Origin of the sequence: Leifsonia sp. NPDC056824 (genome assembly GCF_042789575.1) — a bacterium.
GTDB lineage: Bacteria > Actinomycetota > Actinomycetes > Actinomycetales > Microbacteriaceae > Leifsonia.
The window spans coordinates 1,203,012-1,228,075 of record NZ_JBHUAV010000001.1 but is presented as its reverse complement, the minus strand read 5'-3'; the positions used below and the strand labels follow the sequence as shown (position 1 = coordinate 1,228,075).

The window sequence follows — 25,064 nt, the reverse complement described above, 5'->3', positions numbered from 1 at the left end:
CTCGGCCGGGGTTCCCGCAGGCGGCCCGCGCCAGATTTCCGCCCCTCAGGAAGAACGGCTGGGCGCGCGCTCGGCCCGCCGTCCGCGCCGCGTGCCCCTCGGTTCCTTCCGCCGCTCCACCCGGGCGACAGGAGAGAACACGAACGCGAACAGCGCACGCCAGAGCGTCGCCCCGCCTCGCTCCACGACGAAGTGGATGGCCGCCGCCACGATCAGGACCACAAGGAGGGCTGCGGCGATCCCGGGCCAGATCGCCTCCGGGTCGACCCACGCGTTGAGCAGCGCGTACCCGAACACCGCGTGCGAGAGGTACAGCGGATATGTCAGGGCACCAAGGAAGCGACTCCCGGGGATCGGCAGAGCAGCCACCTTCGGCCGGGTCAGGACGAACACCAGCACGAAGAGCAGTATCACGACGACGCCCAGCGCGACCGGGTTCGTCGCCGCGCCTTCGCCTGCCTCCTCCGCGCGCCGGATGGTCGCGACGACGCCGCCGATCGCGCTCGCGACCAGGCCGGCCGCCCGCAGTGCCGTCCATCCGGAGCGGGACACCATCGCGATGATCGCGCCGCCGGCGAACAGGGTGAACAGGTCGCCGCACAGCGGGAGCGCCGCCACGCGCGGCACGAAGAGGGTCGTGCCGAGCATCCCGATCGCCCACAGAGGGAAGAAGGTCTCCAGCCAATGCCGGCGCCGGAACAACAGGAAGAGGAAGACCAGCGCGTAGAACTGCAGCTCTAACGTCAGCGTCCAGTAGACGCCGTCGAGCTGCGGTTGCCGGAAGACCGCGGGAGCCATCGTGAGGTTGGCGAGGAACTTCGGGAGCAGCTCGGCGGGCGGCGTCTGGGCGGTGAGCAGCAGGGTGGCCGACGTGAGCGCGACGCCCGCCCAATAGGCGGGATAGAGCCGCGTCGCCCGTCCGGACGCGAACGCCGAGGCCTCCCGGCCGGACGCGGAGAGGAAGATGACGAAACCGCTGATGAGGAAGAAGAGCTGCACGCCGAGGAAGCCGTAGGCAGCGAGCCAGGTGACCGGCGTGGAGGTGAAGGCGTGGACGGCGCCGTACTCCGGGCCCCAGAACAGCCAGTGGTAGGCGACGACCGAGAGGGCGGCGGCGAGGCGGAGGAGGTCGAGGAGGGCGAGGCGGGAATGCGTCGCGTGGTCGGTGGGGATCGGCATACGCGCTCCTTCGGTCGACTCCCGATTTTAGAGCATCAATGTCAATGCAGCATTCCTACCTGAGCAAGCCGCTTCCGCACCCCCAGGAAGAAACCTTCCTGGCCCCCACCTGGGCGTCAGGACGAGCATGGTCACGATCCACCGGACCACCCGATCCACCCGTTCCATCCGTTCGTGCACCACCGAAAGGCATGATGTCGATGAAGATCATCGTTGTCTGCGGCGCCGGCGCCTCCAGCACCTTCGTCGCCGTGAAGCTCCGCAACGCGGCTGCAGCGCGCGGGCTGCAGGTGCAGGTCGCCGCGGGCAGCGCGAGCCAGCTCGATTCGCTCGCCGCGGTCGACGTCGTCCTCGTCGGTGCGCACCTGGAGTCGGTCGTTCCCGCGCTGCGTGCGCGGGCCGCCGCCACCGGCACCGCGGTCGCCGTCCTCCCGCCCGTCTCGCCCGCCGCACTCGACGGCGCACTCGCGCTGGATCTGGCCCTCAACGCGAAGGCCGGGGCACGATGAGAGCCGATGGCACCGCTGAACCGCGGCGTACCGTGCCAACCGACAACGAAGGAGACCGGAACAATGGCTGAGCGGATCATCACCGTCGGATCGACCCACGGGCTGCACGCCCGTCCCGCCAAGCTCTTCGTGGAGGCCGTCGGCGCCTCCGGTGCGAAGGTGTCGCTGTCCAAGGAGGGCGGCCGCACGGTCGACGCCGGCAGCATCCTCGGCGTCATCTCGCTGGGCATCGACCACGGCGACAAGATCGTGCTGACGACAGACGCCGCGAACGGCGAATCCGTCCTCGACGACCTGGCCGTGATCCTCACCACGGACCACGACGCCTGATCATGTCCGAGATCGTGGAGACCACACAGCTCACCGGGGCCGGCATCGGCCAGGGCATCGCCCTCGGCCGGGTGCTCCGGATGTCCGACCCGCTCCCCGAGCCGGAAGCCACTCCCAGCACGCGCACCCCTGACGAGGAGAAGGCCCGCGTCGCGCAGGCCGTCGCGACCGTGGCCGCAGATCTGCGCGAGCGCGCCGGTCGCGTGACCGGGACCGCGGCGGACGTGCTGGAGGCGCAGTCGATGATGGCGGAGGACTCCTCCCTCGCCGACGACGTGGCCTCCCGCATCGACGGCGGCACGACCGCCGAGCGCGCGGTGTTCGAGGGCTTCGGGGTGTTCCGGGACATGCTCATCGGCCTCGGCGGCTACATGGGCGAGCGCGCGAGCGACCTGGATGACGTGGCCCAGCGGGTGATCGCGGCTCTGGAGGGCCGGCCGGCGCCGGGCGTGCCGGAGTCCGACGAGCCGTACATCCTGGTGGCCCGGGACCTCGCGCCGGCCGACACGGCGCTGCTGGATCTGACGAAGGTGCTCGGCCTGGTCACCCGGGAGGGCGGCCCGACCTCGCACACCGCGATCCTGGCCCGCGAGAAGGCGATCGTCGCGATCGTCGGCGTCGCCGGGGCGGACGACCTGGCCGCGGGCGCCGAGGTGATCCTCGACGCCGGGGCCGGCACCGTCACCGTCGCCCCGAGCGCAGCGCAGACCGACGACGCTCGCCGCCGCATCGCCGAGCGGGAGGCCGCCCTCTCCGGCGGGCTGGAGCCCGGCGCGCTCGCCGACGGCACCGCGATCCCGCTGCTGGCGAACCTCGGTTCGGCCGAGGGCGCGCAGAAGGCGCTCGATGCGGGAGCCGAGGGCGTCGGCCTGTTCCGCACCGAGTTCCTCTTCCTCGACGCGCGGATGGCACCGACCGTGGAGCAGCAGCGCGAGCAGTACGTGAAGCTGCTGCAGGCCTTCCCCGGCAAGAAGGTCGTCGTGCGGGTGCTCGACGCGGGCGCTGACAAGCCGCTGGAGTTCCTCAACGACGCGCACGAGGACAACCCGGCGCTGGGCCTGCGCGGCATCCGGGCGCTGCGCGCGAACGAGGACATCCTGCGGGAGCAGCTCACCGCCCTCGCCGAGGCCGACGCGCAGACGAAGGCCGACCTGTGGGTCATGGCCCCCATGGTCGCGACGGTCGAGGAGACCCGCTACTTCATGAAGCTGGCCGGCGAGTTCGGGCTGAAGACCGTCGGCGTCATGGTCGAGGTCCCGTCCGCAGCACTGCTGGCCGACCGGGTGCTGCGGGAGGCCTCCTTCGCCTCCATCGGCACCAACGACCTCACCCAGTACACGATGGCCGCCGACCGCCTCCTCGGATCGGTCGCCGGCTTCCAGGACCCGTGGCACCCGGCCGTCCTCCGCCTCGTCGGGGAGGTCGGCGCTGCCGGGGCGGCGCACGGCAAGCCGGTCGGCATCTGCGGCGAGGCCGCAGCCGACCCCCTGCTCGCGGTGGTGCTCGTCGGACTCGGCGCGACCACCCTCTCGATGTCGCCCGCGGCACTCGCCGACGTGCGGCTGTCCCTCACCCGTTACACCCTCGACCAGGCGAAAGCCCTGGCCGGGGCAGCACTGGCCGCCGACGGCGCGGCCGAAGCCCGGGAGGCCGTCCGAACCACGGCCGCCGGGTTCCATCCCTGATCCCAAACCAGAATCGAGGCCCAGAATGACATCGGCGACAGAGACGTCGGCGACGACCCCCGCGGTCAAGAAGCCGGGCGGAGCGCGCGTCCACGTACAGCGTTTCGGCAGCTTCCTCTCCAGCATGGTCATGCCGAACATCCCCGCGTTCATCGCGTGGGGCATCATCACCGCGCTCTTCATCGCGCAGGGCCCGTTCCCGAACAAGGACATCGCGAGCCTCGTGGGTCCGATGATCACGTACCTGCTGCCGTTGCTGCTGGCCAACACCGGCGGTCGTCTCGTCTACGGAGTGCGCGGTGGCGTCGTCGGCACGATCGCCGCGATGGGCGTGATCGTCGGGTCGGACATCCCGATGTTCATCGGCGCGATGATCATGGGGCCGCTCGGCGGCTACCTGATGAAGCTCGTGGACAGGATCTGGGAGGGGAAGATCAAGGCGGGCTTCGAGATGCTCGTCAACAACTTCTCCGCCGGAATCCTCGGCTTCATTCTCGCGATCGGTGCGTTCTTCTCGATCGCACCACTGGTCGAGTGGTTGAGCAAGGGCCTCGAGGCCGGCGTCAACTGGCTGGTCTCGGTGCATCTCCTCCCGCTGGTCAGCATTCTGGTCGAGCCGGGCAAGGTGCTCTTTCTCAACAATGCGATCAACCACGGCGTCTTCACGCCGATCGGAACGCTCGAGGCCCAGCAGACCGGCAAGTCGATCCTGTTCCTGATCGAGACGAACCCCGGCCCCGGCGCCGGCATCCTCCTGGCATGGGCGATCTTCGGCCTCGGCGCGGCGCGTGCCAGCGCACCGGGAGCGTTCATCATCCAGTTCTTCGGCGGCATCCACGAGATCTACTTCCCGTATGTGCTGATGAAGCCGATCCTCATCGTCGGCGCCGTGCTCGGCGGGATGACGGGCGTCGCCGTGAACGTCGCGTTCCAGACCGGGCTGCGGGCGCCCGCCGCTCCCGGATCGGTGTTCGCCATCTTCGCGCAAGCACCGGTGCCGAACATGTTCGGCATCGCGGTGGCGATCGTCGCCGCGGCCGCTGTCTCCTTCACCTTCACAGCGATCGTGCTGCGGGCCTCCCGCAAGCGCGACCTGGCCAGCGGCAACGCCGGCGACCTGCAGGCCGCCGTCGCGCAGACCGAGGCCAACAAGGGCAAGTCCTCCTCGGTCCTGGAGGGTCTGGTCCAGGAGGGCGAGCACGACACCGGCGACGCGCAGGGCGATGCCACCGACCGACTGGTGCGCAACATCGTCTTCGCATGCGACGCTGGGATGGGCTCGTCCGCGATGGGCGCATCCGTGCTGCGGAACAAGATCAAGAAGGCCGGCGTGGAGGGGGTCACGGTGACGAACCAGGCCATCAACAACCTCGACGGCACGGCCGACCTGGTGATCACGCAGCGCGAGCTCACCGACCGCGCCAAGGGCCAGTCGCCTGACTCGCTCCATGTGTCCGTCGACAACTTCATGAACAGCCCCAAGTACGACGAGGTCGTCGACCTCGTCGCCAAGCAGCAGACCGTTACGGAGGACGCCACCAAATGACCGACACGATTCTCGACCGGGCGAACGTCGTGGCCGCGGGCAGCGCGACCACGCGGGAGGACGCGATCCGGGAGGCGGGTGAGCTGCTCGTCAGGGCGGGCGCCGTGCAGCCGGGTTACGTCGACTCGATGGCGCAGCGCGAGGCGACCGTCTCCACCTTCATGGGGAACGGCCTGGCCATCCCGCACGGCACCAACGAGTCCAAGGACGAGATCGTGCGCTCGGCGCTCTCCTTCATCCGCTACTCCTCGCCGCTCGACTGGGGCGGCGAGGAGGTGCGGTTCGTCGTGGGCATCGCCGGGAAGAACAACGAGCACCTCGACATCCTGAGCAAGATCGCCATCCTCTTTTCGGAGGAGGACGATGTGCAGCAGCTCATCGACGCGCCGGACGCGGACGCCCTGTTCGCGCTGCTCGGCGACGTCAACGACTGAGACGGGGGTCGCATGAAAGCCGTTCACTTCGGCGCGGGCAACATCGGGCGCGGCTTCGTGGGGCTCCTGCTCCACGAAGCCGGGTACGAGGTGGTGTTCGCGGACGTCAACGCGGAGCTGATCGACGCGCTCGACGCGGCGGACTCGTACGCGGTCCACCTCGTCGGGGACGACGCGGAGACCAAGACCGTCACCGGCTTCCGGGCGATCAACAGCGCGACAGCTGAGGACGCGCTGGTCGCGGAGATCGCCACGGCGGATGTGGTGACCACGGCGGTCGGCCCGCGCATCCTGCGCTTCGTCGCACCGGTGATCGCGCGCGGGCTCGCAGCCCGGGCGTCCGACGCTCCGCGGCTCGCCGTCATGGCCTGCGAGAACGCGATCGGCGCGACCGATCTGCTCGCGGCCGAGCTGATGGACGGCCTCCCGGACGACGACACCCGCGACGAGCTGGCCGCCCGCGCGGTGTTCGCGAACACGGCCGTCGACCGCATCGTCCCCGCCCAGGCGCCGGACGCGGGCATCGACGTGACGGTGGAGACCTTCTACGAGTGGGTCGTCGATCGCAGCCCGTTCAACGGGAACGTGCCCCCGATCCCGGGCGCCCACTTCGTGGACTCCCTCGGGCCGTACATCGAGCGCAAGCTGTTCACGGTCAACACCGGGCACGCCACCGTGGCTTACACGGGCTTCCTGGCGGGCGCGACGATCATCAGCGAGGCGATCGGCATCCCGTCGGTGCTGGCGGCGACGGAGGCTGCACTGGCGGAGACGTCGGCCGCGCTGAGCGCCAAGCACGGGCTGGACCCGGAGGAGCTGGCCGCATACCGGGCGAAGATCCTCAACCGGTTCCGCAACCCGTACCTGGTGGACGAGGTGACGCGCGTCGGCCGCGAGCCGCTGCGCAAGCTCGGCCGCAACGACCGGTTCGTCGGCCCGGCCGCCGACTACGTGCAGTACGTCGGCGGCGTCCCGGAGGCGCTGCTCGCCGCGATCGGCGCCGCGCTGCGCTTCGATGTGCCGGAGGACACGCAGAGCCTGGAGCTGCAACTGCTCCTCCAGCGCGCCGAACCGGAGGACATCGTGGACGAGGTCATGGACGTCCATCGGGGCGAGCCGCTGTTCGAGCCGCTGGTGGAGGTCGTGCGCGCCGCCGAGCGCTGAACGTTCCGCTGTCGCCGCGCTAGCGCGGGACGATCGTGGCCGAGCATCGCGCTCAGACTGTGGGCGATGACGGTCACCCGCGCTTCACCCTCCGACGCCTCGGCGAGGGCCGCCGCTGCGGCCTCCCGCCATGCGCTCAGGTTCGGCTCCTGCGCGTCCGGGAGCTGCGGGTAGACGACGCGCTCACCGCGCTCGCGCAGCGCGGCGGCGAGCTCGTACTGCCAGTGTCCTGGCGGGCGGAAGTTGCCCCAGCCGTGCAGGATCAGGAAGGCGCGCATGAGGCCGAGCGTAGCGCCCGGCCGGGGGCGGCCTCAGTGCGATGGCCTTCCGCGACCACGGGGACGCCCGCGACGAGCACCCAGGGGATGCCGGCGGCCTGCCGGCGTGGCTCGGCGAACGTGGCGCGGTCGATGACGGCGTCTGGATCGAACAGGACGAGGTCGGCGACCATCCCCGGCGCGATCCGGCCCCGATCCGCGAGCCCCAGGCGCGCGGCCGGGCGGGAGGACAGGTGGACGATCGCGTCCTCCAGGGTCAGGATGCCCTCCTCGCGGACGTAGCGGCCGAGATAGCGCGGGAAGGTCCCCCACGCCCGCGGGTGCGGCTTGTCTCCGACGAGGAGGCCGTCGCTGCCGCCGGTGTGCCGCGGGTGGCGCATGACCGTGCGGACGTTGTCCTCGTCGCCGACGTGCTGGAGGATGCCGGTGCCGAGCCGGTCGGCGACCAGGAGGTCGAGGGCGAGCTCGGCGGGAGGCCGGCCCTCCTCCGCGGCGAGGTCCGCGATCGTGCGACCCACCCGGTTCGAGAGCGCGGGATCGCGCACGCCGGAGACCTCCACGGTGCTCCAATCGACGGGGACGCCGTGCGCGCCGTCGGAGCCCGCGACGTCCAGCTCGTGGACGATGCGCGCCCGGTCCGCGCGGTCCTGCAGCCGTCGAAGCGTCGCGTCAGGGCCGCCTGCCGCCGCCCAGCCGGGCAGCAGGGCGGAGAGCGTGGTCGATCCTGCCAGGTACGGATAGCTGTCGAGGGTGATGTTCACGCCGTCCGCGAGCGCGGCGTCGATGAGGGCGAGCAACTCGCCCGCGCGACCGTGGTTGACGGCGAAGTTCATGGTCGCGTGCGTGAGATGGAGGGCGCAGCCGGAGCGGCGGGCGATCTCGATCATCTCCGCGTAGCCCTCCAGCGCTCCCGCGCCGTAGGAGCGCTGGTGCGGGGCGAAGTACCCGCCGCACGCGGCGACGACCTCGCAGAGCGCGACCAGCTCCGCGGTGTCCGCGAACATCCCTGGTGCGTAGCTGAGGCCTGCCGACAGACCGAACGCGCCGTCGCGCATCCCGCGGACGACCTGGGCGCGCATCGCGGTGAGCTCGGCCGGGGTCGCCGGCCGGTCGTCCGCGCCGATGACGTCGAGGCGGACGGTGCCGTGCGGGACCAGATAGGCGACGTTCGTCGCGGTGCCGCGCCGGTCGACTTCGGCCAGGTAGCCGGCGACGTCCGCCCAGCCGGCCTCCGGACCGCGCGGACCGTTCCAGCCGGCGAGCTGCTCGCGCAGGACGCCGAGGGTGTGCTCGCTCGCCGGTGCGTACGACAGGCCGTCCTGCCCGACGACCTGTGTCGTCACCCCCTGCGTGACGGCGGGCAGGTTCAGCGGATCGTCGAGGACGGCCAGGTCCGAGTGCGCGTGCATGTCGATGAAGCCGGGAGCCACGGCGAGACCGGCAGCGTCGATCGTGCGGGCGCCCGTGCCGTCCAGCCGGCGTCCGACCTCCACGATTCTGTCGCCCACCACGAGCACGTCTCCGACGCGTCCCGGCCGGCCGCTGCCGTCGAGGAGGAGGCCGCCGCGGATGAGCAGCGGCGAGGCATCCACGGCTGCGCTCACTCGGCCGCTGCTGCGGTGAACGCGCGCGCCTTCTCGGTCACCGCGTCCCACGCCGCCGCCTCGATGTCCGCCACCCCGACCACGCTCGACCCGGCCGTGACGGCGAGGGCTCCCGCCGCCATCCACTCGCCCGCGTTGCCCGCGTGGAGGCCGCCCGACGGCACGAACGGGACGCCCGGGAACGGCCCGCGCAGGTCCTTCAGGTAGCCGGGCCCGACAGCGGACGCTGGGAACACCTTCACCGCGGCCGACCCCAGCTCGAGCGCCCGCATGACCTCCGACGGGCTGAGCGCCCCGAGCATGATCGGCACCCCCGCCTCGCGCGCGACCGCTGCCGCGCCCTCGCTGAGCCCGGGCGTCACCAGGAATCGCGCGCCCGCCGCGATCGCCGCCTCCGCGGTGCGCGCGTCCGTCACGGTCCCCGCGCCGACCAGCGCACCGTGCGGATCCGCGGCGGCCGCAGCGATCACGGCCTCCACATCCGGGGTGGTGAAGGTGAACTCGACCGTGCGGATGCCGCCGGCGACGAGCGCCTGGCAGAGCGCGACGGGGTCGTCGATGCGCGGCGCGCGGACGACCGCGAGCGCCCGGTCGGCGGTGAGGGTCTCGATCAGCATGGGGCTCCTGTCATCCAAAGTTCGTCTCTACCATCCCGATCACGCGAGGCTCACCCGCGAGCGCGTCGTCCACCACGGCGAGCGCGCGCCACTTGTCGAACGTCGTGCACGGGTGCGAGAGCCCGAAGCGGATGACGTCGCCGACCTCCACCGCCGCGTCGTCCGGCAGCAGTACGAACGCGTGCTGGTCGTTGAGCGCGCTGACGACGGCGCCCTCCAGCGGGACGGCGACCGGCTCCCCGTACCGCCGGATCGCCTGCGGGATCGGCAGTCCCTCGTCGTATGGGAGGTCGCGCTTGCCCGCGTCCACGAGCACCAGCCCGGGCTCGGGGCGGGAGACCACGGTCGCCCAGCCGTGGATCGCGGCGTGGAACTCGCGGCCGTCTCCCCTGGGCCCGCGCCGCAGCGGGGTGATCGAGCGGTAGAAGCCGTCGTCGTGCGTGATGTAGGCACCCGACCGCAGCAACACCTCCACGTCCCGGCCGCGGCCGCCCGCCGAGCGGCGCGGCGCGAGCACGTCCGCGACCTGGTCGAAGTACGCGCTGCCTCCCGCCGTGAGGATGACCGGCCCGTCCGGCGGGTAGAGTCCGGCGGCCTCGATCGCGTCGTGCAGGGCCAGCAGCTCTTCCAGATAGCGCTGAACGCGGTCGAGCGACTCCGCCGTCGCGTCGTGCGCGAGGGCGCCCTCGTACCCGGCGACCCCGGCGAGTCGCAGGACCGGGGAGGCCGCGACCGCCGCAGCGACGGCGAGCGCCGCCTCCAGCCCGCGGGCTCCCGTGCGCCCGTGGGCCCCGCCGAGCTCGACGAGCACGGCGAGCGGGACAGAGGGATCGGCGGCCGTCAGCGCCTCCGTCATGATCGAGACCGTGCGCGGCGAGTCGGCCCACACGGTCAGCCGGTCCGCGTCGGGAGCCAGCGCACGCAGCGCCGCCGGCTGCACGAGCGCGTTCGCCAGCAGCACCCGCGGGATGCCCCAGCCGAGCGCGACCGACGCCTGCCACGGTGTCGCCACCGTGATCCCCCAGGCGCCCGCGTCGAGCTGGCGCTGCCAGAGCTCGCGGCTCATCGTCGTCTTGCCGTGCGGCGCGAGGGCGACGCCCGCCTGGGCGCACCAGTCGGCCATCGTCGCGAGGTTGTGGGCGACCGCGGACTCGCTCAGGGTCACGATCGGCGTCGGGAAGTCGCGGAGCTGCGGGCGCGTGCGCGGGAGGTCGGCGACGTCGGCCGAGGTGAAGCCGAGCGGCGCGGCCTTGAACTCGTCCATGCATCTCCCTCACCATTGCGCAATACGCAACGCTCGTTGCAAATCCAGTGCACTCTTGTCTAGCATGATCCCAGTCCATCGCGAAAGGCCGACGGCAGGAGAAGGGGAGGACGGATGGCGGAGCCCGCACATCTGGTCACCATCGGCGAAGCGATGGTCGTGCTCTATCCCGACCACCACCTCCCGCTCGCGGAGGCGCACAGCTTCGGCTCCGACGTCGGCGGCGCGGAGTTCAACGTCGCCACCACGCTCGCCCGGCTCGGCCTCCCGACCGCGTGGGTGTCGCGCCTCGGGGTGGACGGTTTCGGCGACCGCGTGCTCACGGCCGCGCGCGAGGCCGGCGTCGACACCTCGGCCGTCGAGCGGGACCCCGGCCGCCCGACCGGCCTCTACGTGAAGGAGCCGGTGGCCGGCCCCGGCGGCGTGCGGACCCGGATGCACTACTACCGCAGCTGGTCGGCGGCCTCCGCGCTCGGCGTGGAGCAGCTCCGCGCGGAACCCGCCGCCGCGCTGCTCGGCGGGGCGACCATCGTCCACACCTCCGGCATCACGCCGGCGCTCTCGGACTCCACCGCGGAGGTCGCGGCGAACCTGCGCGCGCTCGTCGGCCCCGACACCCTCGTCAGCGTCGACCTCAACCTCCGCCCCGCCCTCTGGACCGGCCGCGACCGCGCAGCACTCGACAGCCTCCTCGGCCAGGCGGACCTGCTCTTCGCCGGTCACGAGGAGGCGCACGTCCACTTCGGGCACACGGACCCCGCCCGGCTGTTCGCCGACCTCCCGCACCTGCGAACGCTCGTGCTGAAGGACGAGGAGCGCCGCGCCTCCGCGTACCGGCGCGACGGCGGCGAGACCCATGTGCCGTGCCTGACGGTGGAGGTCGTGGAGCCGGTCGGCGCGGGCGACGCGTTCGCGGCGGGGTTCCTCGCCGGGTTCGCGGAGGGTCGGGACGACACGGCCGCGCTGCGGTTCGGGCACTCGCTCGCCGCGCTGACGCTGATCGGCCACGGCGACCGGCCGCTGACCGTGCCGACCCGCGGCGAGCGCGACGCGATCGCGGCGGCGGCGGATGACGTGTGGGAGCGGTGGCGGGTGCACCCGGGCGATATCCCGTGGCATGCGCCGGTCTCCGCGCCCGTGGACCGCATCCCATGAGCCAGTCCGTCGCGCGCGCGTTAGACGTCCTCGACCTCCTGTCGCGGGGCGTCCGCACCCTGGATGCGCTGTCGGCCGAGCTGGACGTACACAAGTCGACCGTCCTCCGATTGCTGCAGACGCTGGAGTCGCGCGGGTTCGCCGCCCACGACACCGCGCATCGCTACCGTGTCGGCCCGGCGGTGTTCGCGCTGGCGTCCGACGCGCTCGACGCCGTCGACGTGCGCACCGCGGCGGCGCCGATCCTGCGCGCGTTGGCCGCCGACACCGGCCAGACCGTCCACCTGGCGACGTACCAGGACGGCGTCGTCACCTACATCGACAAGGTCGAGTCCCGCCAGGGCCTGCGGATGTACAGCCGGATCGGCCTCCCGGCGGCCATCCACGCGACCGCGGTCGGCAAGGTGCTGCTGGGCGGCCTCGACCCGGCGGAGCGCGAACGCGTCGCCGCCGGCCTCGACCTGCATGCCTTCACCCCGAGGACGCACGTCACCGTCGCCGGGCTGCTCGCCGACGTCGCGGTCAGCGCCGAGCGCGGCTGGGCCGAGGACCACGAGGAGCACGAGACCTTCATGAACTGCGTCGGTGCGCCCGTCCACGGACCGGACGGACGGGTCGCCGCGGCCGTGTCGATCTCCGCGCCGAACGTGGTGCTGCCGCACGACGGCGTGCTCGCGCTGCTGCCGGCGCTGCGGGACGCGACCGAGCGCATCTCGGCCGAGCTGGGGGCGCGGACGTCGACGACCGCCTCCGCACCCGATCCGTCCCCCGCCCCACCGAAGGAGTCCCCATGACCGACCGCATCGCCCTCACCACCGCTGACGCGCCCGCGCCCGCCCACACCTTCTCGCAAGGGGTGAAGCGCGGCCCATTCCTACAGGTCTCCGGCCAGGGCCCGGTGGACCCGGCGACGAACGAGTACCTCCACCCCGGCGACGTGAAGGCGCAGACCGAGCGCACCCTCAGCAATGTGGAGGCCGTGCTCGCGGCGGGCGGCGCCGGCTTCGACGACGTGATGATGCTCCGCGTCTACCTGACCACGCGCGACGACTTCGCGGCCATGAACGAGGCGTACGGGGAGTTCCTGGCGACGCGCGTGGCTTCCGGCGTGCTGCCGGCGCGCACCACGGTGTTCACGGGGCTGCCGCGGGCGGAGATGCTGGTGGAGATCGACGCGTTCGCCGTACTCGGCTGAGCGGAGCGAACCCGGTCTGACAGTTCACCCCGACCTCACCGCCCGGAACCACCCCGGTGGTACGTTTCGCATGTGAGCCGTATCGTCGCCGTGGCGCCCGTGCTGCCCGCCCGCAGCTACAGCCAGGGCGAGATCACCGCCGCGCTCCTCGCGATGATCACCAGCGACCCGCAGCGGCAGGCCGTCATGCGGCGCATCCACGCCGCCAGCGGGGTCGAGACGCGCAGCCTCGTGATGCCGCTCGAGCGGTACAGCTCGATCGCCTCGTTCCGGGAGTCGAACGACTTCTTCATCGCCGAGGGCACCACGCTCGCCGAGCGCGCCGTGACCCAGGCGCTCGCGACCGCGGGCCTGCGCGCCACCGACGTCGACTACCTCCTCTTCACCTCCGTTACCGGGATCGCCGCGCCCTCCATCGACGCCCAGCTCGTGCAGCGGCTCGGGATGCGGCCGGACGTCAAGCGGCTGCCGAGCTTCGGGCTCGGCTGCGTCGCCGGTGCGGCCGGGATCGCCCGCGTGCACGACTACCTGGCCGGGCATCCCGGCGAGATCGCGGTGCTGCTCTCGGTGGAGCTGTGCTCGCTGACCGTGCAGGCGCGCGACGACTCGATGGCCAACATCGTCGCGAGCGGGCTCTTCGGCGACGGCGCCGCGGCGGTCGTGATGGCGGGCGACGATCGCGCCCGCGAGCTCGGCCTCCCCGGACCTGAGGTCGTCGACACGCGCAGCCGCATCTACCCCGACACGGAGGACGTGATCGGCTGGGACATCGGCGGGACGGGCTTCCGCATCGTCCTGAGCGCCGGCGTGCCCGACGTGATCGACAACAACTTCGCCGACGACGCCCGCGGCCTCCTCGCCGAGCACGATCTGGCGGTGTCGGACGTCAGCGCCTGGGCCGCGCATCCCGGTGGCCCGAAGGTGCTGGAGGCCTTCGCCCGCTCGCTCGACCTGCCGGCGGACGCCCTGGAGGCGAGCTGGCGGTCGCTGGCGCGCGTCGGCAACCTGTCGTCGGCGGCGGTGCTGCATGTGCTGGCAGAGCAGTTGGACGTGCACCCGGCCGGGACGGTCGGGCTGCTGTTCGCGCTCGGGCCGGGCGTGACCAGCGAGCTGGTGCTGCTGAAGTGGGCGGCAGGGACGGAGGCAGCGGACGCCGCCCCGCGCGCGATCGGCTCGGCAGCATGATCTGGTACACCGCCCTCATCCTCGCCACCGGCGCCGAGCGGATCGCCGAGCTCGTGGTCTCCGCGCGCAACGCCCGCTGGTCGTTCGCCCGCGGCGGCGTCGAGTACGGTCGCGCGCACTTCCCGCCGATGGTCGCCCTCCACACCGGCCTCCTGCTCGCCTGCCTGGCGGAGGTCTGGCTGCTCGACCGGCCGTTCCTGCCGTGGCTCGGCTGGCCCATGCTCGTGCTCGTGCTGGCGAGCCAGGCGCTGCGCTGGTGGTGCATCGCGACGCTGGGCCCGCGCTGGAACACGCGCGTCATCGTCGTCCCCGGCCTCCCATTGGTCGAGCGCGGCCCGTACCGCTGGCTGCGCCACCCGAACTACGTCGCCGTCGTCGTTGAGGGGTTCGCCCTCCCGCTCGTGCACACGGCGTGGATCACGGCGCTCGCCTTCACCGTGCTGAACGCGGTGCTGCTGCTGGCCTTCCGGCTCCCGTGCGAGAACCGGGCGCTCGCCTCCCTCACAGCCGCGTCCTCGGCCTCCGCCGCCTCCGCATGACGACCGGGCTCGTCGTGGTCGGCGGCGGGCCGATCGGCTTGGCGTGCGCCATCGAGGCGCGGCTCGCGGGCATGGAGGTCGTGGTCGTGGAGCCCCGCGACGATCCGATCGACAAGGCCTGCGGCGAGGGCCTGATGCCGGGCGCCCTCGCCGCCCTCCACCGGATCGGGGTCGACCCGCCCGGCCACCGGCTGGACGGGATCGCCTACCTGGACGGCGCGCGACGCGTCGAGCACCGCTTCGCCGAGCGGCCGGGACGCGGCGTCCGCCGCACGGTGCTGCACCGCGAGCTGGCCCGGCGCGCCGCCGAGCTGGGCACGCCGATCGTCCGCGGACGCGTCGCCGGGCTCACCCAGCGCAGGGACGGCGTGGAGCTGAGCCTCGCCGGCGGGGAGACGATCGACGCCCCGTGGGTGATCGCGGCGGACGGCCTCCACTCCCCCGTCCGGCGGCTGCTCGGGCTGGAGGGGCGCGCCCAGCACCCCGTTCGCCGGCGCTACGGACTCCGCAGGCACTACGCGGTCGCGCCGTGGACCGACCTGGTCGAGGTGCACTGGTCCCCCCTCGTGGAGGCCTACGTGACGCCCGTGGACGACCGCACCGTCGGCGTCGCCGTGCTCGGCCCCCGCCCTCTCGACCAGGAGGCGGCGATCGCCACGATCCCGGAGCTCGCCGAGCGCCTGGCAGGTGCGGAGCCGGTGACGGACGCACGCGGAGCCGGGCCGCTCCTGCAGCGCTCGCGCTCCCGAGCATCCGGCCGCGTGCTGCTGGCCGGGGACGCCTCCGGGTACGTCGACGCGCTCACCGGCGAGGGGATGCGGGTGGGGTTCGCGCAGGCGCGCGCCGCCGTCGCCGCCGTGCGCGCGGGGAACACCGAGCAGTACGAGCGGGCCTGGCGGTCGACGACACGCGACTTCCGGATGCTGACGACCGGGCTGGTGGTCGCCGCCCGGTCGCCGTTCCGTCCGCGGATCGTACCGACCGCGACCGCGCGGCCGCAGCTCTTCGGCGCGATCGTCGAGCGCCTGTCCCGCTGAAACAGGCATCGCCTCCCTCGCTGGCCTCCTGTCGTGTCATCGCGTAGTATGTTGCCGGTAGATGACACATGCGGTATTTTGCGAGGTGCGTTCGTGACTCTTCAAGACCTCTCCCCTGCCACCCCGGACGTCGAGGCGGAACCCTCGCTCGCGGACGAGCGGCCGGCGGAGACGCCCGCGCGGCCGACCGCCGTCGCCGGCACCCTGACCACGGACCGGAGGACGACGGTCACCTTCTACCTGTCCGAGACGCTGCGCAACCGCGCCCGCGCGGCCTACCGCTCCACGTCCTTCGAGGAGCGGGACAGCAGCTGGTCCGAGATGCTGAACAAGGCCCTGATCGCGGAGGTCGAACGGCGGGAGGCCGAGTACAACAGCGGGGAGATGTTCACCGCGAGCGAGGCGCCGCTGACGCCGGGGCGGCCGATCGGGTTCTGACGGGTGCGCGGGGCTCCTCTCGGACGGCGCGCGGCGATGGGCCGGGCCGGTCCTCCGACCGACCCAGCCCCGTCGCGGTGTTCGAGAGTTCCGTCACCGCGTGTGGTGGCGGCGCTCCCTGTTCGCGGCTCCGAAGAGCAGCACGGTTCCGAGCATCGCCAACAGTGCGGCGATCGACCCGAAGGTCAGCGCGTCCGAACCGGTCGACGCCAGCATGGACGCGGCCGGACCGGTCGAGCCGAGCGCGGACGAGCCGAGCGCGGTCGAGCCCAGCGCGGTCGAGCCCAGGGTGCTCGAGCCCAGCGCGGACGAACCCAGCGCGGCGGAGGCCACCGTCGCCGGGTCGGTCACCGTCCCGGTCATGGTCCCGGGCCCAGCGGTCCCGCCGGCCTGACCCGTCCCTGTGATCGTCGCACCCGACGCGACCGGAGTGGTCACGGCACTGGTCGTCGCATTCCCGCCGACAGCGACGGCGTCGCCGCCCGCTGCGACCGGAAGCGCGGCCCCGATCGGCACCTGCACGCCACCGAGGATGCTGCCGTCACCCGTGGTGACCGGTGCCGTGGCCCCTCCCGACGAAGCAGGAGCGGTCACGCCGCCGGCGGTGCTCGCGTCACCGAGCACACTCACCGAGTTGCCGGAAGCGGTCACAGGAGCGGTCGCGTTCACCGGAACCTGCGCACCCGAGCCCACACCGTTCGCGCCCGAGGTCGTCATGCCCGACGAGACGGGAGCAGACGACGCCGGGGCGGACGACTGAGGCATCGTGCTGCCCGCGTCACCCAGCACCGCGACCGAGTTGCCGGAAGCGGTCACGGGAGCAGCCGCGTTCACCGGAACCTGCGCACCCGAGCCCACACCGTTCGCGCCCGAGGTGGTCGCGCCCGAGGCGGAAGGAGTGCCGGACGACGCCGGAGCGGACGACGAGGACCCGTCGCTGCTCGCATCCCCGAGCAGCGCCACCGAGTTGCCGGTCGCGTCGACGGGAACCGCGGCGGACACTGGTGCCTGAGCACCCGAGCCCACACCATTCGAACCCGACGTGGTCAGACCCGAAGCCATGGGCACCGAGGATGCCGGGACGCCCGAAGCCGTCCCGCCACTGCTCGCGTCCCCCAGCACCGCAACCGAGTTGCCGGTCGCGGTGACCGGAACGGCCGCTGCGACCGGCGCCTGAGCACCCGACAGCACACCATCCGTACCCGAGGTCGTCATGCTCGAAGCGGGAGCGGTGGACGTGGTGGACGCCGGAGCGGCCGAACCTCCGCTGCTCGCATCGCCCAGCACTGCCACCGAGTCGCCGCTCGCGTTCACCGGAACCGCGGCAGCGACCGGCGCCTGAGCACCGGACAGCACACCATTCGAACCCGAGGTCGTCGCAGGGGCGGTCGCGGCGGCCGCGGGCGCAGGTGCTGCGGCAGCCGGCGCAGCGCCGCTGGTCGCGTCGCCTGCCACGCTCGCCGCGTTCCCGGACACCGTGACCGGAACGGCCACGCTGAGCAGGCCCTGGTCGCCGCCGGCAACGGACCCGAGTCCGCTGGTGCTGGCGGCGGGCGCCTGCGTGGGCGCTGCCGGAGCGGCGGACGCGCCGGACGCGGTGGAGTCGCCGAGCACGGCGATCCCGTTTCCGGTGGCGGTCACCGGCGCCGTGACGCCGAGTACGGCCTGGCCGCCGGACGCGATGCCGCCGGACCCTGTTGTCGTCGGTGGTTCCGCGGCGTTCGCGGCCGCGGTGCCGGCGAGCCACAGCCCGCCGACGCAGAGGGTGAACCACAACCCTCTGGAGACATACTTGTTCATCGTTCAGCCTTTCGAGTGAGTGTCGAACTCCCGGTCGGGGGTTCGGGTTCCGTGTCCGCGCCGCGCGGGTGCGCAGGGCGGGAGGAACCCACTCAGTCGGGGCTGATGTCGTGATCGAAGACGGGTGAAGTCGGGAGGTCGTCGTCCGCCGGGAGGCCGGCGCGGACGCTCGCGGCGGTTGCGGGCCAGGCCGGGCTGCCTCCGAGCGTGGCGAAGCCCGAGCTGTAGCCACCGGACTGGGCGGCGCCGGGGCTCGTCCCGAGCACACCCGAGGGGTTCCCCGGCGACGGGACGTCGGAGTCCCGGTACGGGGCGTCGGCGAGCAGCGCGGAGGCCGCGCCGGCGGTCGGCACGGAGGCCGGCGAGTACGGAGCCACGGCACGCACAGTGCGCTCCACAGCGGCAGACGCGGGAGCGACGGCCGGCTGGACGTCGACCAGCGGGATGGCGGTTTGCTCGCCCCCGGGTCCAGCGGCTCCGGGAACGGCAAGCGGTCGGACGGTGCCCACCACGAGTCCCGCGACGCCCGCGAGGACGCCGTCCGCGGCAGCGGCGATCGGCGCGGTCAGGGTGCTGACGGGGTGGTTCGCGAGCACCGACGTCACCTGAGTGAGCGGCGCGGCAAGAGTGCCCATCAGAGGCAGGCGCGCCAACGCAGTCTGCAGGGCCGGAGCCTGGGAGGCGGGGGCGTCGGCGACCTGCGCGGACGCGCCAGAGGTCGAGGTCTCAGCACCCGTGGTCCCACCGCCCGCGGCCGGCACAGCAGCCGCGGGAGCGACCAGCTCCACCGGCGCCGCCACCACCCGACCCGCCGCGTGTGCGACCGGGTTCACCACGGCCTCCACCGGCGCGGCGGCCGCCACCTGCTGCACCACGCTCGCCACCGGCTGGACGACCTGCGCCGCCACCTCCCGGACGGGAGCCGGAGCGGCGGGCGTCACCGACGCGACGGTCGCGACCACTCCCCCCAGCGGGCCAGGCGCCGGCGCTTCGGCAGCGTTCGCAGTGCCGCCGCCGAACAGCAGTCCCAGTGCGACGATGCCGCTGCCGAGGACGAGGGATCCGATCAGAAGCCGCACGGGAGCGTGAGAGGAGCGCCGCACTTCGGGCACATCCACCACACGATCACCCCCTGATCGTCGGTCTTCCGTTCGAGACAGGTGCGAGTGTACGCCTCTGTCTACCAGACCGGAAGCGTCCGGCTCGGGCGGCTGCCGCGACCGCGACGACGGCCAGCGCCGCAACGGTCATCGCGGCGCCGACCCACAACGGGGAGGCGTAGCCGAGCCCGGCCGCGATGGTGAGGCCGCCCAGCCAGGCGCCGAGCGCGTTTCCGACGTTGAACGCGGCGATGTTCGCCCCGGAGGCCAGCGTCGGCGCGGCGTCGGCCGAGCGGAGGACACGGAGCTGGAGGCCGGGGACCGTCGCGAAGCCGAACGCCCCCATCAGCACGAGCGCGACGACAGTGGCGACCGGCAGAGCGGCGAGCAGCGCGAACGCGGCGAGGATCACCGCGAGCACAGCCAGCACGACGAGGAGTGTCCCGTCGATCGAGCGGTCGGCGAACCTGCCGTCGATCGCATTCCCGACGAACAGCCCGAGTCCGAACAGGATCAGCAGCCACGGGACCGCGGCCGCGGGGAAGCCCGAGAGCCCGGTCAACGTGTAGGCGATGTAGGTGAAGGCACCGAACATCCCGCCGAAGCCGAGGACGGTCGCCGCCAACGACAGCCAGAGCTGGCCGGAGCGGAAGGCGCGGAGCTCGGTTCGCAGGCCGGCGTGGGCGGTGGTCGCGGGGGCGCCCGGCACCAGCACCGCCACACCGATCAACGCCACCACTCCCACGACCGTGATCGCCCAGAACGTCGACCGCCACCCGAACTGCTGGCCGAGCAGCGTCCCGAACGGCACCCCGAGGACGTTGGCGGCCGTCAGACCGGTGAACATGATGGCGATGGCCCGCGCCTTCCGGCTGGGGTCGACCAGGCTCGCGGCGACCACAGAGCCGATGCCGAAGAAGGCACCGTGGCAGAGGGCGGCGACGAGGCGTCCGGTGAGCATCGTGGGGTAGTCGGTCGCCAGGGCGGAGATCGCGTTGCCGAGGATGAACAGCACCATCAGTCCCAGCAGCACGGTCTTGCGCGGGAGGCGGGTGACGGCAGCGGTGAGGCCGATCGCGCCGGCGGCGACGGCGAGTGCGTAGCCGGAGATGAGCCACCCGGCAGCGGCGGCGTCGACATGGAAGTCGGCGGCCACCTCGGGCAGCAGTCCGGCGATGACGAACTCGGTGAGGCCGATGCCGAAGCCGCCCAACGCGAGGGCGATCAGGCCAGCAGGCATGAGAACTCCTGGGAAAGTCTGGGATGGGAGGGGCGACCGCGTACACTAAGTACTTGCAGACGCGTCATAAATAGTTGCACATGCAATTACTTTGCGCAAGCACGAACCGCCGACCGAGCACCGAGGAGACCGCACATGGGCATCGCCGACGACGCCGTCGAGGTGCGCGCACAGGGCTGGCGCACCCTCGCCGCGCTGCACAACTTCATCGAGAACGAGCTGGAGAAGGCGCTCTCCCGCGCGGCCGGCCTCTCCGTCGTCGAGTACACCGTCCTCGACGCGCTCAGCCGGCAGGACGGCTGGCACATGCGCATGCAGCAGCTCGCCCGCGCCAGCGCGCTGAGCCCGTCCGCGACCACCCGTCTGGTCAATCGGCTCGAGGAGCGCGGCCTCCTGACCCGCATCGACTGTCTGGACGACCGGCGCGGCATCTACACCGAGCTCACCTCCGGGGGCCACGAACTGCTCGACAGCGCCCGTCCGGTGCACGACGAGGCGCTGGAGGCCGCCCTCCAGGAGGCGCACAGCATCCCCGAGCTCGCGCCGCTGCTCGACGCCCTGCCGCAGCTCGCCCTCGCTCGCAGCTGACCTACCGCAGCACCTCCACCAGCGCCACCCACGAGAACACCACCGTGGTCACGATCGCGAGGATCGTCGCCACCGCCACGAGCACCAGCCCGACCGCCGCGACCCCGCTGAGCAGCAGCAGCCCACCGGCGAGGTCCAGCAGCAGCGGCACCGTGAACAACGAGATGCGTTCGACGTCGTACCGTCCGTAGCCGGTCGCCGCCGAGTCCCGCCGGATGGCGATCGACGACCGCACGGCGACGAACCCGCCGATCAGCGTCCCGACGACGACCTGCACGCCGAACCCCCACGGCGCCTGCCCCGGGATGAGCGCCGCGCAGCTCAGCGCGACGCCAAGGATGAGCGTCGCGATCGACGCGCCGGCCCGCGCCGCGAGCCCCCGCGACTCCGCGATCTGCCAGATGTTCACCGACAGCGCCACGATCAGCAGGCCTCCCAGGGCCGCACCGGCGCCCGCGACCGCGACGTTGAACTCCGACCACTCGCGGAAGATCCCCACCATGCGCACAGCGTAGTGGCGCGCTGTCAAGTCTGGCGGGTGCGCCCGGCCTGGGCGTATAACGGGGAACATGGCCGACGCGATCACGTCCTGGATCGACCGCTATCGCCGCGCGTGGGAGACGAACGACCCCGACGACATCAAGGCGCTCTTCACCGAGGACGCGAGCTACCGCACCGAGCCGTTCGCCGAGCCGTGGGACGGTCACCTCGAGATCGTGGAGGGCTGGCTCGACGCGCAGGACGACCCGGGATCCGTCGACTTCGAGTGGCGGCTGCTCGGCCAGGACGGGTCGCAGTACTTCGTGGAGGGCGTCACCGACTACCACGACGGGCCGACCTACTCGAACCTGTGGGTGGTGGTGCTCGCCGGCGACGGCCGCGCCGAGGAGTTCACCGAGTGGTGGATGGAGCAGCAGGCCTGAGCAGGCGCCCGTCGGCGATCAGAGCAACCCGCCCAGCCAGAGCCCAAGCCCGGCCGCGGCGAGCGCGAGGATCAGCATCCCCACGCCGTTGAACAGCGCCGCCCGGTACCGCCGCTGCTGCGCCAGCCGCACGGTCTCGTAGCTCGCCGTGCTGAACGTCGTGTAGCCGCCGAGGAACCCCGTGCCGAGGATGGTCCGCCACTCGGGAGGCAGGCCGTGCGCGAGCGCCAGCCCGGTGACGAGACCCAGCAGGAACGACCCCGTCACGTTGATGACCGTGGTGCCGAACGGGAAGTTGATCCGGAACCGGCTGCGCAGCACCCCGTCGAACACCAGCCGCGCCACGGCTCCGAGGCCGCCCGCGACCGCCACGGCGAGCACCAGCAGCGGCGTCACTCGGCCGCCCCCGACCGGCGCGCACGTCGCCTCCCGAGCGCAGCGGCCGCCGCGATCCCCGCGACCGACGCCAGCGCGCCGATCAGGATGGTCGCCACCGCGTACCCGATCCCGGCGCCGGGATTGTGTGCCGCGAACAGCCCGTCCGTGTCTACGGCGAACGAGCTGTAGGTCGTGTACCCGCCGAGGATGCCGGTGCCGGCGAACAGCCGCAGGTCGCGGCGCCGCCCGGCGTCCGGTCCGCGCAGGGCCAGCGCCTCCAGCAGCCAGCCGAGCACGAACGCACCGGTCACGTTGATGACGAGCGTGATGAGCGGGATGCCGGCGACCGTGGGCACCGTCGCCGAGAGAAGGTAGCGCACCGTGGTGCCGATCGCACCGCCGGCGAAGACGAGCAGGACGGAGCGCCAGTGCAGGTGCACCGGCAGCGGGGTTCTCGCGGGCAAGCGTCATCCACCCTTCACAATGAAGCGCAGGAACTATCAGCGACCGTCGCGGTTCGGGCTGGAAGGCCCCGGCGAGATCCATCGCCGCTGGACCACTATACCGGCGGGTCCTCCCACGGCAGCGCCCCAGACCCGCTGACCGGCGCCAGCGGCACCACGATCACCGGCCGGTGCTGCCGGTGCGCCAGGTGCACCGCGACGGAGCCGTTGAAGAACTCACGAAGGCTGCCACGCAGGCCCGCCTCGCGCGTGCCCACCACGATGTACCGCGCGTCCATCTCGTCCGCCAGCCGGGCGAGCGCCCAGGCCGGGTCGCCCGCGAGCTGCTTCAGGGAGTACGGGACGCCGCGGCCGTTCAGCGCCTCGCGGATGTCGGACTCCAACTCGACGTCGAAGGTCTCGTCCTCCACCTCGGGGAGGTCGGGGTCGTACGGCAGCGCGACGACCGTGCCGTCCACGTAGCTGGAGACCAGGTACCGGTTGGGGTCGACGTTGGCGCACACCAGCGGCACGTCCAGGTCGTCGGCGAGCCGCGCCGCCGCGTCGAGCACCGCGGTCGGCTGTCCGGGGACGACCGCGACGAGCACTCCCCCGGGTCTGATGCCGGCCGATCCGCCGCCGCCCGCCCCATTGCCGCCGATGCCGCTCATGCGACTAGTGTGCACCATCGCGTGGGCCACGATCTTGTGGGCCACGCGGTGAGGCGCTCCCTTGGCTCCTCCCCGGCCGTGGGGTACGTTCGGACGCGAACCCAGGGAGGACACGCAATGACCGAGAACAAGGCCGCGCTCCCCCGCGAGCGCCGCCGGACCACCCGCGGACTCCGGCCGCTGCCGGAGCTGACGCGCGACGCGACGGCCCAGCTCAAGCGGCTGCTCAGCGCCGAGTTGGCCATGTTCAAGGCCGAGATGACGGCGAAGGCGAAGGCCGCGGGCGTGGGGGTCGGCCTCCTCGTCGGCGCGCTGGTGTTCGTGTTCTTCGCGCTCGGCGTCCTCGTCGCGGCCGCCGTGTTCGCGTTCGCGCTCATCGTCCCCGGCTGGCTCGCCGCACTCATCGTCGCCGGCATCCTGATCGTGCTGGCGATCATCGTCGCCCTCATCGGCCGGGGCATGCTGAAGCGCGGGATGCCGCCGGTCCCGGAGGATCTCGGGCCGGAGCTGAAGGCCGACGCGCAGGCGCTGAAGGGGGAACGGCCGTGAGCGGCAAGGGGATGAACACACTGAAGCTCGAGCTGGAGGAGACCCGCGACCAGCTCGCCGGGACGCTCGACGACATCTTCGCCACCTTCAACGTGCGCGTGCAGATCCGGTCGCACCCCGTCGCCGCCGCTGCGGTGTTCCTGGCGGTGCTGGGCGGGGCCGCCGCTCTCGTGGCGCGAGGGGTGGCGCGTGGCCGCTGAGACCTCCCGGCGCCGACTGCCGTGGGGCTACATCCTCAAGCGCACGCTGCGCAGCTTCGGCCAGGCGTCGTGCACCGACCTCGCGGCGGGACTCACCTACTTCGGCGTGCTGTCGCTGTTCCCGGCCATGATCGCGCTCGTCAGCGTCCTCGGCCTGGTCGGTCAGAGCAAGTCGGGCATCGACGCGCTGTTCGGGATGATCGACCAGCTCGCCCCCGGGATGCTCACCGTCATCCAGGCCCCGATCGAGGCGCTCGCCACCTCCCCCGCCACCGGCGTCGCGCTGGTGGTCGGCATCGTCGGCGCGGTCTGGTCGGCCTCCGGGTACGTCGGCGGCTTCGGGCGCGCGCTCAACCGGGTGTACGGCGTCCGGGAGGGCCGCTCGGCGTTCAAACTGCGCCCGGTCCAGCTCGGTGTGACGCTCGCGTCGCTCGTGCTCATCGCCATCGTGGCGGTGCTGCTCGTGATCTCCGGGCCGGTCCTCCAGACGCTCGGCAACGTCCTCGGCGTCGGCGACGTGGCGAAGACGGCGTGGTCCGTCCTGCGCTGGCCGGTGGTCGTGTTCGCGCTGGTGCTGCTGGTCGCGCTGCTGTACTCGGCCACTCCGAACGTCCGGCAGCCGCGGTTCCGCTGGCTGACCCCCGGGGCCGTCGTGGCGATCGTCCTGCTCGGCGTCGCCTCCGCCCTGTTCGCCTTCTATGTGGCGAACTTCGGGCACTACGACAAGACGTACGGCACGCTCGCCGGGATCATCGTGTTCCTGCTGTGGATCTGGATCGCCAACGTCGTGCTACTGCTCGGCGCGGTCTTCGACGCGGAGATCGCCCGCGCCCGGCTGATCCTGGCCGGGGTGGAGGTCGAGAACGGCTACGAGTTGCCGCTCAAGTCGGACAAGGCCATCGTGAAGGCGCAGGACGCCGAGGCGGCCGACATCCTGGCCGTGCGCGCCATGCGGCGGAAGCTGCGCTGACGCTGTCGATTCCGCGCCGGCCGGTTCGACGTCCTGGTGACGA

At 72.4% G+C, this 25,064-nt stretch carries 29 protein-coding genes, 1 pseudogene and 1 riboswitch; of the genes and pseudogenes, 18 read left to right on the top strand and 12 right to left on the bottom strand.

Translation table 11 applies throughout. From position 1 onward, the window contains the following. Positions 1–45: 45 nt before the first annotated feature. Complete coding sequence (locus ACFRFH_RS06235) at positions 46–1,179, bottom strand: acyltransferase family protein (RefSeq protein ID WP_382462118.1); 1,134 nt, start codon at positions 1,177–1,179, stop codon at positions 46–48. Between the two features lie 200 nt (positions 1,180–1,379). On the opposite strand from ACFRFH_RS06235, the gene ACFRFH_RS06230 reads away from it, so the two are divergent. From ACFRFH_RS06230 to ACFRFH_RS06205, 6 genes are all read left to right on the top strand, one after another. Next, on the top strand, positions 1,380–1,688 hold the full coding sequence (locus tag ACFRFH_RS06230) for a PTS sugar transporter subunit IIB (protein ID WP_382462117.1): 309 nt from the start codon (positions 1,380–1,382) through the stop codon (positions 1,686–1,688). 63 nt (positions 1,689–1,751) lie between these two features. After that, positions 1,752–2,018, top strand: a complete 267-nt coding sequence (locus ACFRFH_RS06225; RefSeq protein WP_370055496.1) for an HPr family phosphocarrier protein — start codon at positions 1,752–1,754, stop codon at positions 2,016–2,018. 2 nt (positions 2,019–2,020) lie between these two features. Further along, complete coding sequence (gene ptsP / locus ACFRFH_RS06220) at positions 2,021–3,703, top strand: phosphoenolpyruvate--protein phosphotransferase (RefSeq protein WP_382462116.1); 1,683 nt, start codon at positions 2,021–2,023, stop codon at positions 3,701–3,703. 25 nt (positions 3,704–3,728) lie between these two features. Beyond that, on the top strand, positions 3,729–5,249 hold the full coding sequence (locus tag ACFRFH_RS06215) for a PTS mannitol transporter subunit IICB (protein WP_382462115.1): 1,521 nt from the start codon (positions 3,729–3,731) through the stop codon (positions 5,247–5,249). Next, the gene (locus tag ACFRFH_RS06210; RefSeq protein ID WP_382462114.1) at positions 5,246–5,683 is read left to right on the top strand and encodes a PTS sugar transporter subunit IIA; all 438 of its coding nucleotides are present in this window, start codon (positions 5,246–5,248) and stop codon (positions 5,681–5,683) included. The genes ACFRFH_RS06215 and ACFRFH_RS06210 overlap by 4 nt, the downstream gene beginning before the upstream one ends. A 12-nt stretch (positions 5,684–5,695) precedes the next feature. After that, entirely contained in the window at positions 5,696–6,847 is a 1,152-nt protein-coding gene (locus ACFRFH_RS06205) for a mannitol-1-phosphate 5-dehydrogenase (protein WP_382462113.1), read from the top strand. Positions 6,848–6,906: 59 nt separating this feature from the next. Here ACFRFH_RS06205 and ACFRFH_RS06200 read toward each other — a convergent pair. From ACFRFH_RS06200 to ACFRFH_RS06185, 4 genes and pseudogenes are all read right to left on the bottom strand, one after another. Then, a pseudogene (locus ACFRFH_RS06200) lies at positions 6,907–7,125 on the bottom strand (alpha/beta hydrolase); the annotation flags it as partial. Continuing rightward, positions 7,110–8,729 carry an amidohydrolase family protein gene (locus tag ACFRFH_RS06195; protein ID WP_382462112.1) on the bottom strand — a complete coding sequence of 540 codons (1,620 nt, stop codon included), beginning with the start codon at positions 8,727–8,729 and terminating at the stop codon, positions 7,110–7,112. The pseudogene ACFRFH_RS06200 and the gene ACFRFH_RS06195, both read right to left, overlap by 16 nt. Further along, on the bottom strand, positions 8,726–9,346 hold the full coding sequence (locus ACFRFH_RS06190) for a bifunctional 4-hydroxy-2-oxoglutarate aldolase/2-dehydro-3-deoxy-phosphogluconate aldolase (RefSeq protein WP_382462111.1): 621 nt from the start codon (positions 9,344–9,346) through the stop codon (positions 8,726–8,728). The genes ACFRFH_RS06195 and ACFRFH_RS06190 overlap by 4 nt, the downstream gene beginning before the upstream one ends. 10 nt (positions 9,347–9,356) lie before the next feature. Continuing rightward, positions 9,357–10,610, bottom strand: a complete 1,254-nt coding sequence (locus ACFRFH_RS06185; RefSeq protein ID WP_382462110.1) for an amino acid deaminase — start codon at positions 10,608–10,610, stop codon at positions 9,357–9,359. A gap of 114 nt (positions 10,611–10,724) precedes the next feature. Between ACFRFH_RS06185 and ACFRFH_RS06180 the strand changes: the two genes are divergently transcribed. The 7 genes from ACFRFH_RS06180 (at position 10,725) to ACFRFH_RS06150 (ending at position 16,159) form a co-directional block, all read left to right on the top strand. Then, on the top strand, positions 10,725–11,765 hold the full coding sequence (locus tag ACFRFH_RS06180) for a sugar kinase (protein ID WP_382462109.1): 1,041 nt from the start codon (positions 10,725–10,727) through the stop codon (positions 11,763–11,765). Next, complete coding sequence (locus ACFRFH_RS06175; RefSeq protein WP_382462108.1) at positions 11,762–12,559, top strand: IclR family transcriptional regulator; 798 nt, start codon at positions 11,762–11,764, stop codon at positions 12,557–12,559. The genes ACFRFH_RS06180 and ACFRFH_RS06175 overlap by 4 nt, the downstream gene beginning before the upstream one ends. Further along, positions 12,556–12,960, top strand: coding sequence for a RidA family protein (locus ACFRFH_RS06170; RefSeq protein ID WP_382462107.1), 405 nt, complete (start codon positions 12,556–12,558; stop codon positions 12,958–12,960). Before ACFRFH_RS06175 ends, ACFRFH_RS06170 begins: the two co-directional genes overlap by 4 nt. A gap of 72 nt (positions 12,961–13,032) precedes the next feature. Continuing rightward, the gene (locus ACFRFH_RS06165) at positions 13,033–14,145 is read left to right on the top strand and encodes a type III polyketide synthase (protein ID WP_382462106.1); all 1,113 of its coding nucleotides are present in this window, start codon (positions 13,033–13,035) and stop codon (positions 14,143–14,145) included. Next, positions 14,142–14,684 (top strand): isoprenylcysteine carboxyl methyltransferase family protein, encoded by a 543-nt coding sequence (locus ACFRFH_RS06160; protein ID WP_382462105.1) that lies wholly within the window; start codon positions 14,142–14,144, stop codon positions 14,682–14,684. The genes ACFRFH_RS06165 and ACFRFH_RS06160 overlap by 4 nt, the downstream gene beginning before the upstream one ends. Beyond that, positions 14,681–15,721: an NAD(P)/FAD-dependent oxidoreductase gene (locus ACFRFH_RS06155; RefSeq protein ID WP_382462104.1), complete on the top strand. Its 1,041-nt coding sequence runs from the start codon at positions 14,681–14,683 to the stop codon at positions 15,719–15,721. The genes ACFRFH_RS06160 and ACFRFH_RS06155 overlap by 4 nt, the downstream gene beginning before the upstream one ends. A gap of 93 nt (positions 15,722–15,814) precedes the next feature. Then, on the top strand, positions 15,815–16,159 hold the full coding sequence (locus tag ACFRFH_RS06150) for a hypothetical protein (protein WP_382462103.1): 345 nt from the start codon (positions 15,815–15,817) through the stop codon (positions 16,157–16,159). Between the two features lie 93 nt (positions 16,160–16,252). Here ACFRFH_RS06150 and ACFRFH_RS06145 read toward each other — a convergent pair whose 3' ends face one another. The 3 genes from ACFRFH_RS06145 to ACFRFH_RS06135 all read right to left on the bottom strand — a co-directional run bounded on the left by ACFRFH_RS06145 (position 16,253) and on the right by ACFRFH_RS06135 (position 20,299). Beyond that, entirely contained in the window at positions 16,253–17,959 is a 1,707-nt protein-coding gene (locus tag ACFRFH_RS06145) for a beta strand repeat-containing protein (protein ID WP_382462102.1), read from the bottom strand. Between the two features lie 92 nt (positions 17,960–18,051). After that, on the bottom strand, positions 18,052–19,038 hold the full coding sequence (locus tag ACFRFH_RS06140) for a hypothetical protein (protein ID WP_382462101.1): 987 nt from the start codon (positions 19,036–19,038) through the stop codon (positions 18,052–18,054). Between the two features lie 46 nt (positions 19,039–19,084). After that, positions 19,085–20,299: an MFS transporter gene (locus ACFRFH_RS06135; RefSeq protein ID WP_382462100.1), complete on the bottom strand. Its 1,215-nt coding sequence runs from the start codon at positions 20,297–20,299 to the stop codon at positions 19,085–19,087. 135 nt (positions 20,300–20,434) lie between these two features. On the opposite strand from ACFRFH_RS06135, the gene ACFRFH_RS06130 reads away from it, so the two are divergent. Further along, complete coding sequence (locus ACFRFH_RS06130; protein ID WP_382462099.1) at positions 20,435–20,887, top strand: MarR family winged helix-turn-helix transcriptional regulator; 453 nt, start codon at positions 20,435–20,437, stop codon at positions 20,885–20,887. Between the two features lies 1 nt (position 20,888). Here ACFRFH_RS06130 and ACFRFH_RS06125 read toward each other — a convergent pair whose 3' ends face one another. Continuing rightward, entirely contained in the window at positions 20,889–21,389 is a 501-nt protein-coding gene (locus tag ACFRFH_RS06125) for a hypothetical protein (RefSeq protein ID WP_382462098.1), read from the bottom strand. Positions 21,390–21,456: 67 nt separating this feature from the next. Here ACFRFH_RS06125 and ACFRFH_RS06120 point away from each other — a divergent pair, with 67 nt between their 5' ends. Then, on the top strand, positions 21,457–21,810 hold the full coding sequence (locus tag ACFRFH_RS06120; protein ID WP_382462097.1) for a nuclear transport factor 2 family protein: 354 nt from the start codon (positions 21,457–21,459) through the stop codon (positions 21,808–21,810). Positions 21,811–21,828: 18 nt separating this feature from the next. Here ACFRFH_RS06120 and crcB read toward each other — a convergent pair whose 3' ends face one another. The 3 genes from crcB to ACFRFH_RS06105 all read right to left on the bottom strand — a co-directional run bounded on the left by crcB (position 21,829) and on the right by ACFRFH_RS06105 (position 23,302). Further along, positions 21,829–22,206 carry a fluoride efflux transporter CrcB gene (gene crcB / locus ACFRFH_RS06115; protein WP_382462096.1) on the bottom strand — a complete coding sequence of 126 codons (378 nt, stop codon included), beginning with the start codon at positions 22,204–22,206 and terminating at the stop codon, positions 21,829–21,831. Beyond that, positions 22,203–22,652: a fluoride efflux transporter FluC gene (locus ACFRFH_RS06110; protein WP_382462095.1), complete on the bottom strand. Its 450-nt coding sequence runs from the start codon at positions 22,650–22,652 to the stop codon at positions 22,203–22,205. Before ACFRFH_RS06110 ends, crcB begins: the two co-directional genes overlap by 4 nt. Positions 22,653–22,672: 20 nt before the next feature. Further along, a riboswitch (Fluoride riboswitch) is annotated at positions 22,673–22,747 on the bottom strand. Beyond that, positions 22,748–23,302: a universal stress protein gene (locus ACFRFH_RS06105; RefSeq protein ID WP_382462094.1), complete on the bottom strand. Its 555-nt coding sequence runs from the start codon at positions 23,300–23,302 to the stop codon at positions 22,748–22,750. Positions 23,303–23,419: 117 nt separating this feature from the next. Between ACFRFH_RS06105 and ACFRFH_RS06100 the strand changes: the two genes are divergently transcribed. Genes ACFRFH_RS06100 through ACFRFH_RS06090 form a run of 3 tightly spaced genes read left to right on the top strand, consistent with a single transcriptional unit; the run spans position 23,420 to position 25,021 of the window. Beyond that, positions 23,420–23,851 carry a phage holin family protein gene (locus ACFRFH_RS06100; RefSeq protein ID WP_382462093.1) on the top strand — a complete coding sequence of 144 codons (432 nt, stop codon included), beginning with the start codon at positions 23,420–23,422 and terminating at the stop codon, positions 23,849–23,851. A gap of 11 nt (positions 23,852–23,862) precedes the next feature. After that, positions 23,863–24,051, top strand: a complete 189-nt coding sequence (locus tag ACFRFH_RS06095) for a hypothetical protein (protein ID WP_382462092.1) — start codon at positions 23,863–23,865, stop codon at positions 24,049–24,051. Further along, positions 24,041–25,021: a YihY/virulence factor BrkB family protein gene (locus ACFRFH_RS06090; protein WP_382462091.1), complete on the top strand. Its 981-nt coding sequence runs from the start codon at positions 24,041–24,043 to the stop codon at positions 25,019–25,021. Before ACFRFH_RS06095 ends, ACFRFH_RS06090 begins: the two co-directional genes overlap by 11 nt. Positions 25,022–25,064: the final 43 nt, after the last annotated feature.

Bases quoted from the DNA above. Each gene is read 5' to 3' on its own strand.
- ACFRFH_RS06235 (WP_382462118.1), bottom strand. From the start codon at position 1,179: ATGCCGATCCCCACCGACCACGCGACGCATTCCCGCCTCGCCCTCCTC.
- ACFRFH_RS06230 (WP_382462117.1), top strand. From the start codon at position 1,380: ATGAAGATCATCGTTGTCTGCGGCGCCGGCGCCTCCAGCACCTTCGTC.
- ACFRFH_RS06225 (WP_370055496.1), top strand. From the start codon at position 1,752: ATGGCTGAGCGGATCATCACCGTCGGATCGACCCACGGGCTGCACGCC.
- ptsP (WP_382462116.1), top strand. From the start codon at position 2,021: ATGTCCGAGATCGTGGAGACCACACAGCTCACCGGGGCCGGCATCGGC.
- ACFRFH_RS06215 (WP_382462115.1), top strand. From the start codon at position 3,729: ATGACATCGGCGACAGAGACGTCGGCGACGACCCCCGCGGTCAAGAAG.
- ACFRFH_RS06210 (WP_382462114.1), top strand. From the start codon at position 5,246: ATGACCGACACGATTCTCGACCGGGCGAACGTCGTGGCCGCGGGCAGC.
- ACFRFH_RS06205 (WP_382462113.1), top strand. From the start codon at position 5,696: ATGAAAGCCGTTCACTTCGGCGCGGGCAACATCGGGCGCGGCTTCGTG.
- ACFRFH_RS06190 (WP_382462111.1), bottom strand. From the start codon at position 9,346: ATGCTGATCGAGACCCTCACCGCCGACCGGGCGCTCGCGGTCGTCCGC.
- ACFRFH_RS06185 (WP_382462110.1), bottom strand. From the start codon at position 10,610: ATGGACGAGTTCAAGGCCGCGCCGCTCGGCTTCACCTCGGCCGACGTC.
- ACFRFH_RS06180 (WP_382462109.1), top strand. From the start codon at position 10,725: ATGGCGGAGCCCGCACATCTGGTCACCATCGGCGAAGCGATGGTCGTG.
- ACFRFH_RS06175 (WP_382462108.1), top strand. From the start codon at position 11,762: ATGAGCCAGTCCGTCGCGCGCGCGTTAGACGTCCTCGACCTCCTGTCG.
- ACFRFH_RS06170 (WP_382462107.1), top strand. From the start codon at position 12,556: ATGACCGACCGCATCGCCCTCACCACCGCTGACGCGCCCGCGCCCGCC.
- ACFRFH_RS06160 (WP_382462105.1), top strand. From the start codon at position 14,142: ATGATCTGGTACACCGCCCTCATCCTCGCCACCGGCGCCGAGCGGATC.
- ACFRFH_RS06155 (WP_382462104.1), top strand. From the start codon at position 14,681: ATGACGACCGGGCTCGTCGTGGTCGGCGGCGGGCCGATCGGCTTGGCG.
- ACFRFH_RS06145 (WP_382462102.1), bottom strand. From the start codon at position 17,959: ATGAACAAGTATGTCTCCAGAGGGTTGTGGTTCACCCTCTGCGTCGGC.
- ACFRFH_RS06135 (WP_382462100.1), bottom strand. From the start codon at position 20,299: ATGCCTGCTGGCCTGATCGCCCTCGCGTTGGGCGGCTTCGGCATCGGC.
- ACFRFH_RS06130 (WP_382462099.1), top strand. From the start codon at position 20,435: ATGGGCATCGCCGACGACGCCGTCGAGGTGCGCGCACAGGGCTGGCGC.
- ACFRFH_RS06125 (WP_382462098.1), bottom strand. From the start codon at position 21,389: ATGGTGGGGATCTTCCGCGAGTGGTCGGAGTTCAACGTCGCGGTCGCG.
- ACFRFH_RS06120 (WP_382462097.1), top strand. From the start codon at position 21,457: ATGGCCGACGCGATCACGTCCTGGATCGACCGCTATCGCCGCGCGTGG.
- ACFRFH_RS06105 (WP_382462094.1), bottom strand. From the start codon at position 23,302: ATGAGCGGCATCGGCGGCAATGGGGCGGGCGGCGGCGGATCGGCCGGC.
- ACFRFH_RS06100 (WP_382462093.1), top strand. From the start codon at position 23,420: ATGACCGAGAACAAGGCCGCGCTCCCCCGCGAGCGCCGCCGGACCACC.
- ACFRFH_RS06095 (WP_382462092.1), top strand. From the start codon at position 23,863: ATGAACACACTGAAGCTCGAGCTGGAGGAGACCCGCGACCAGCTCGCC.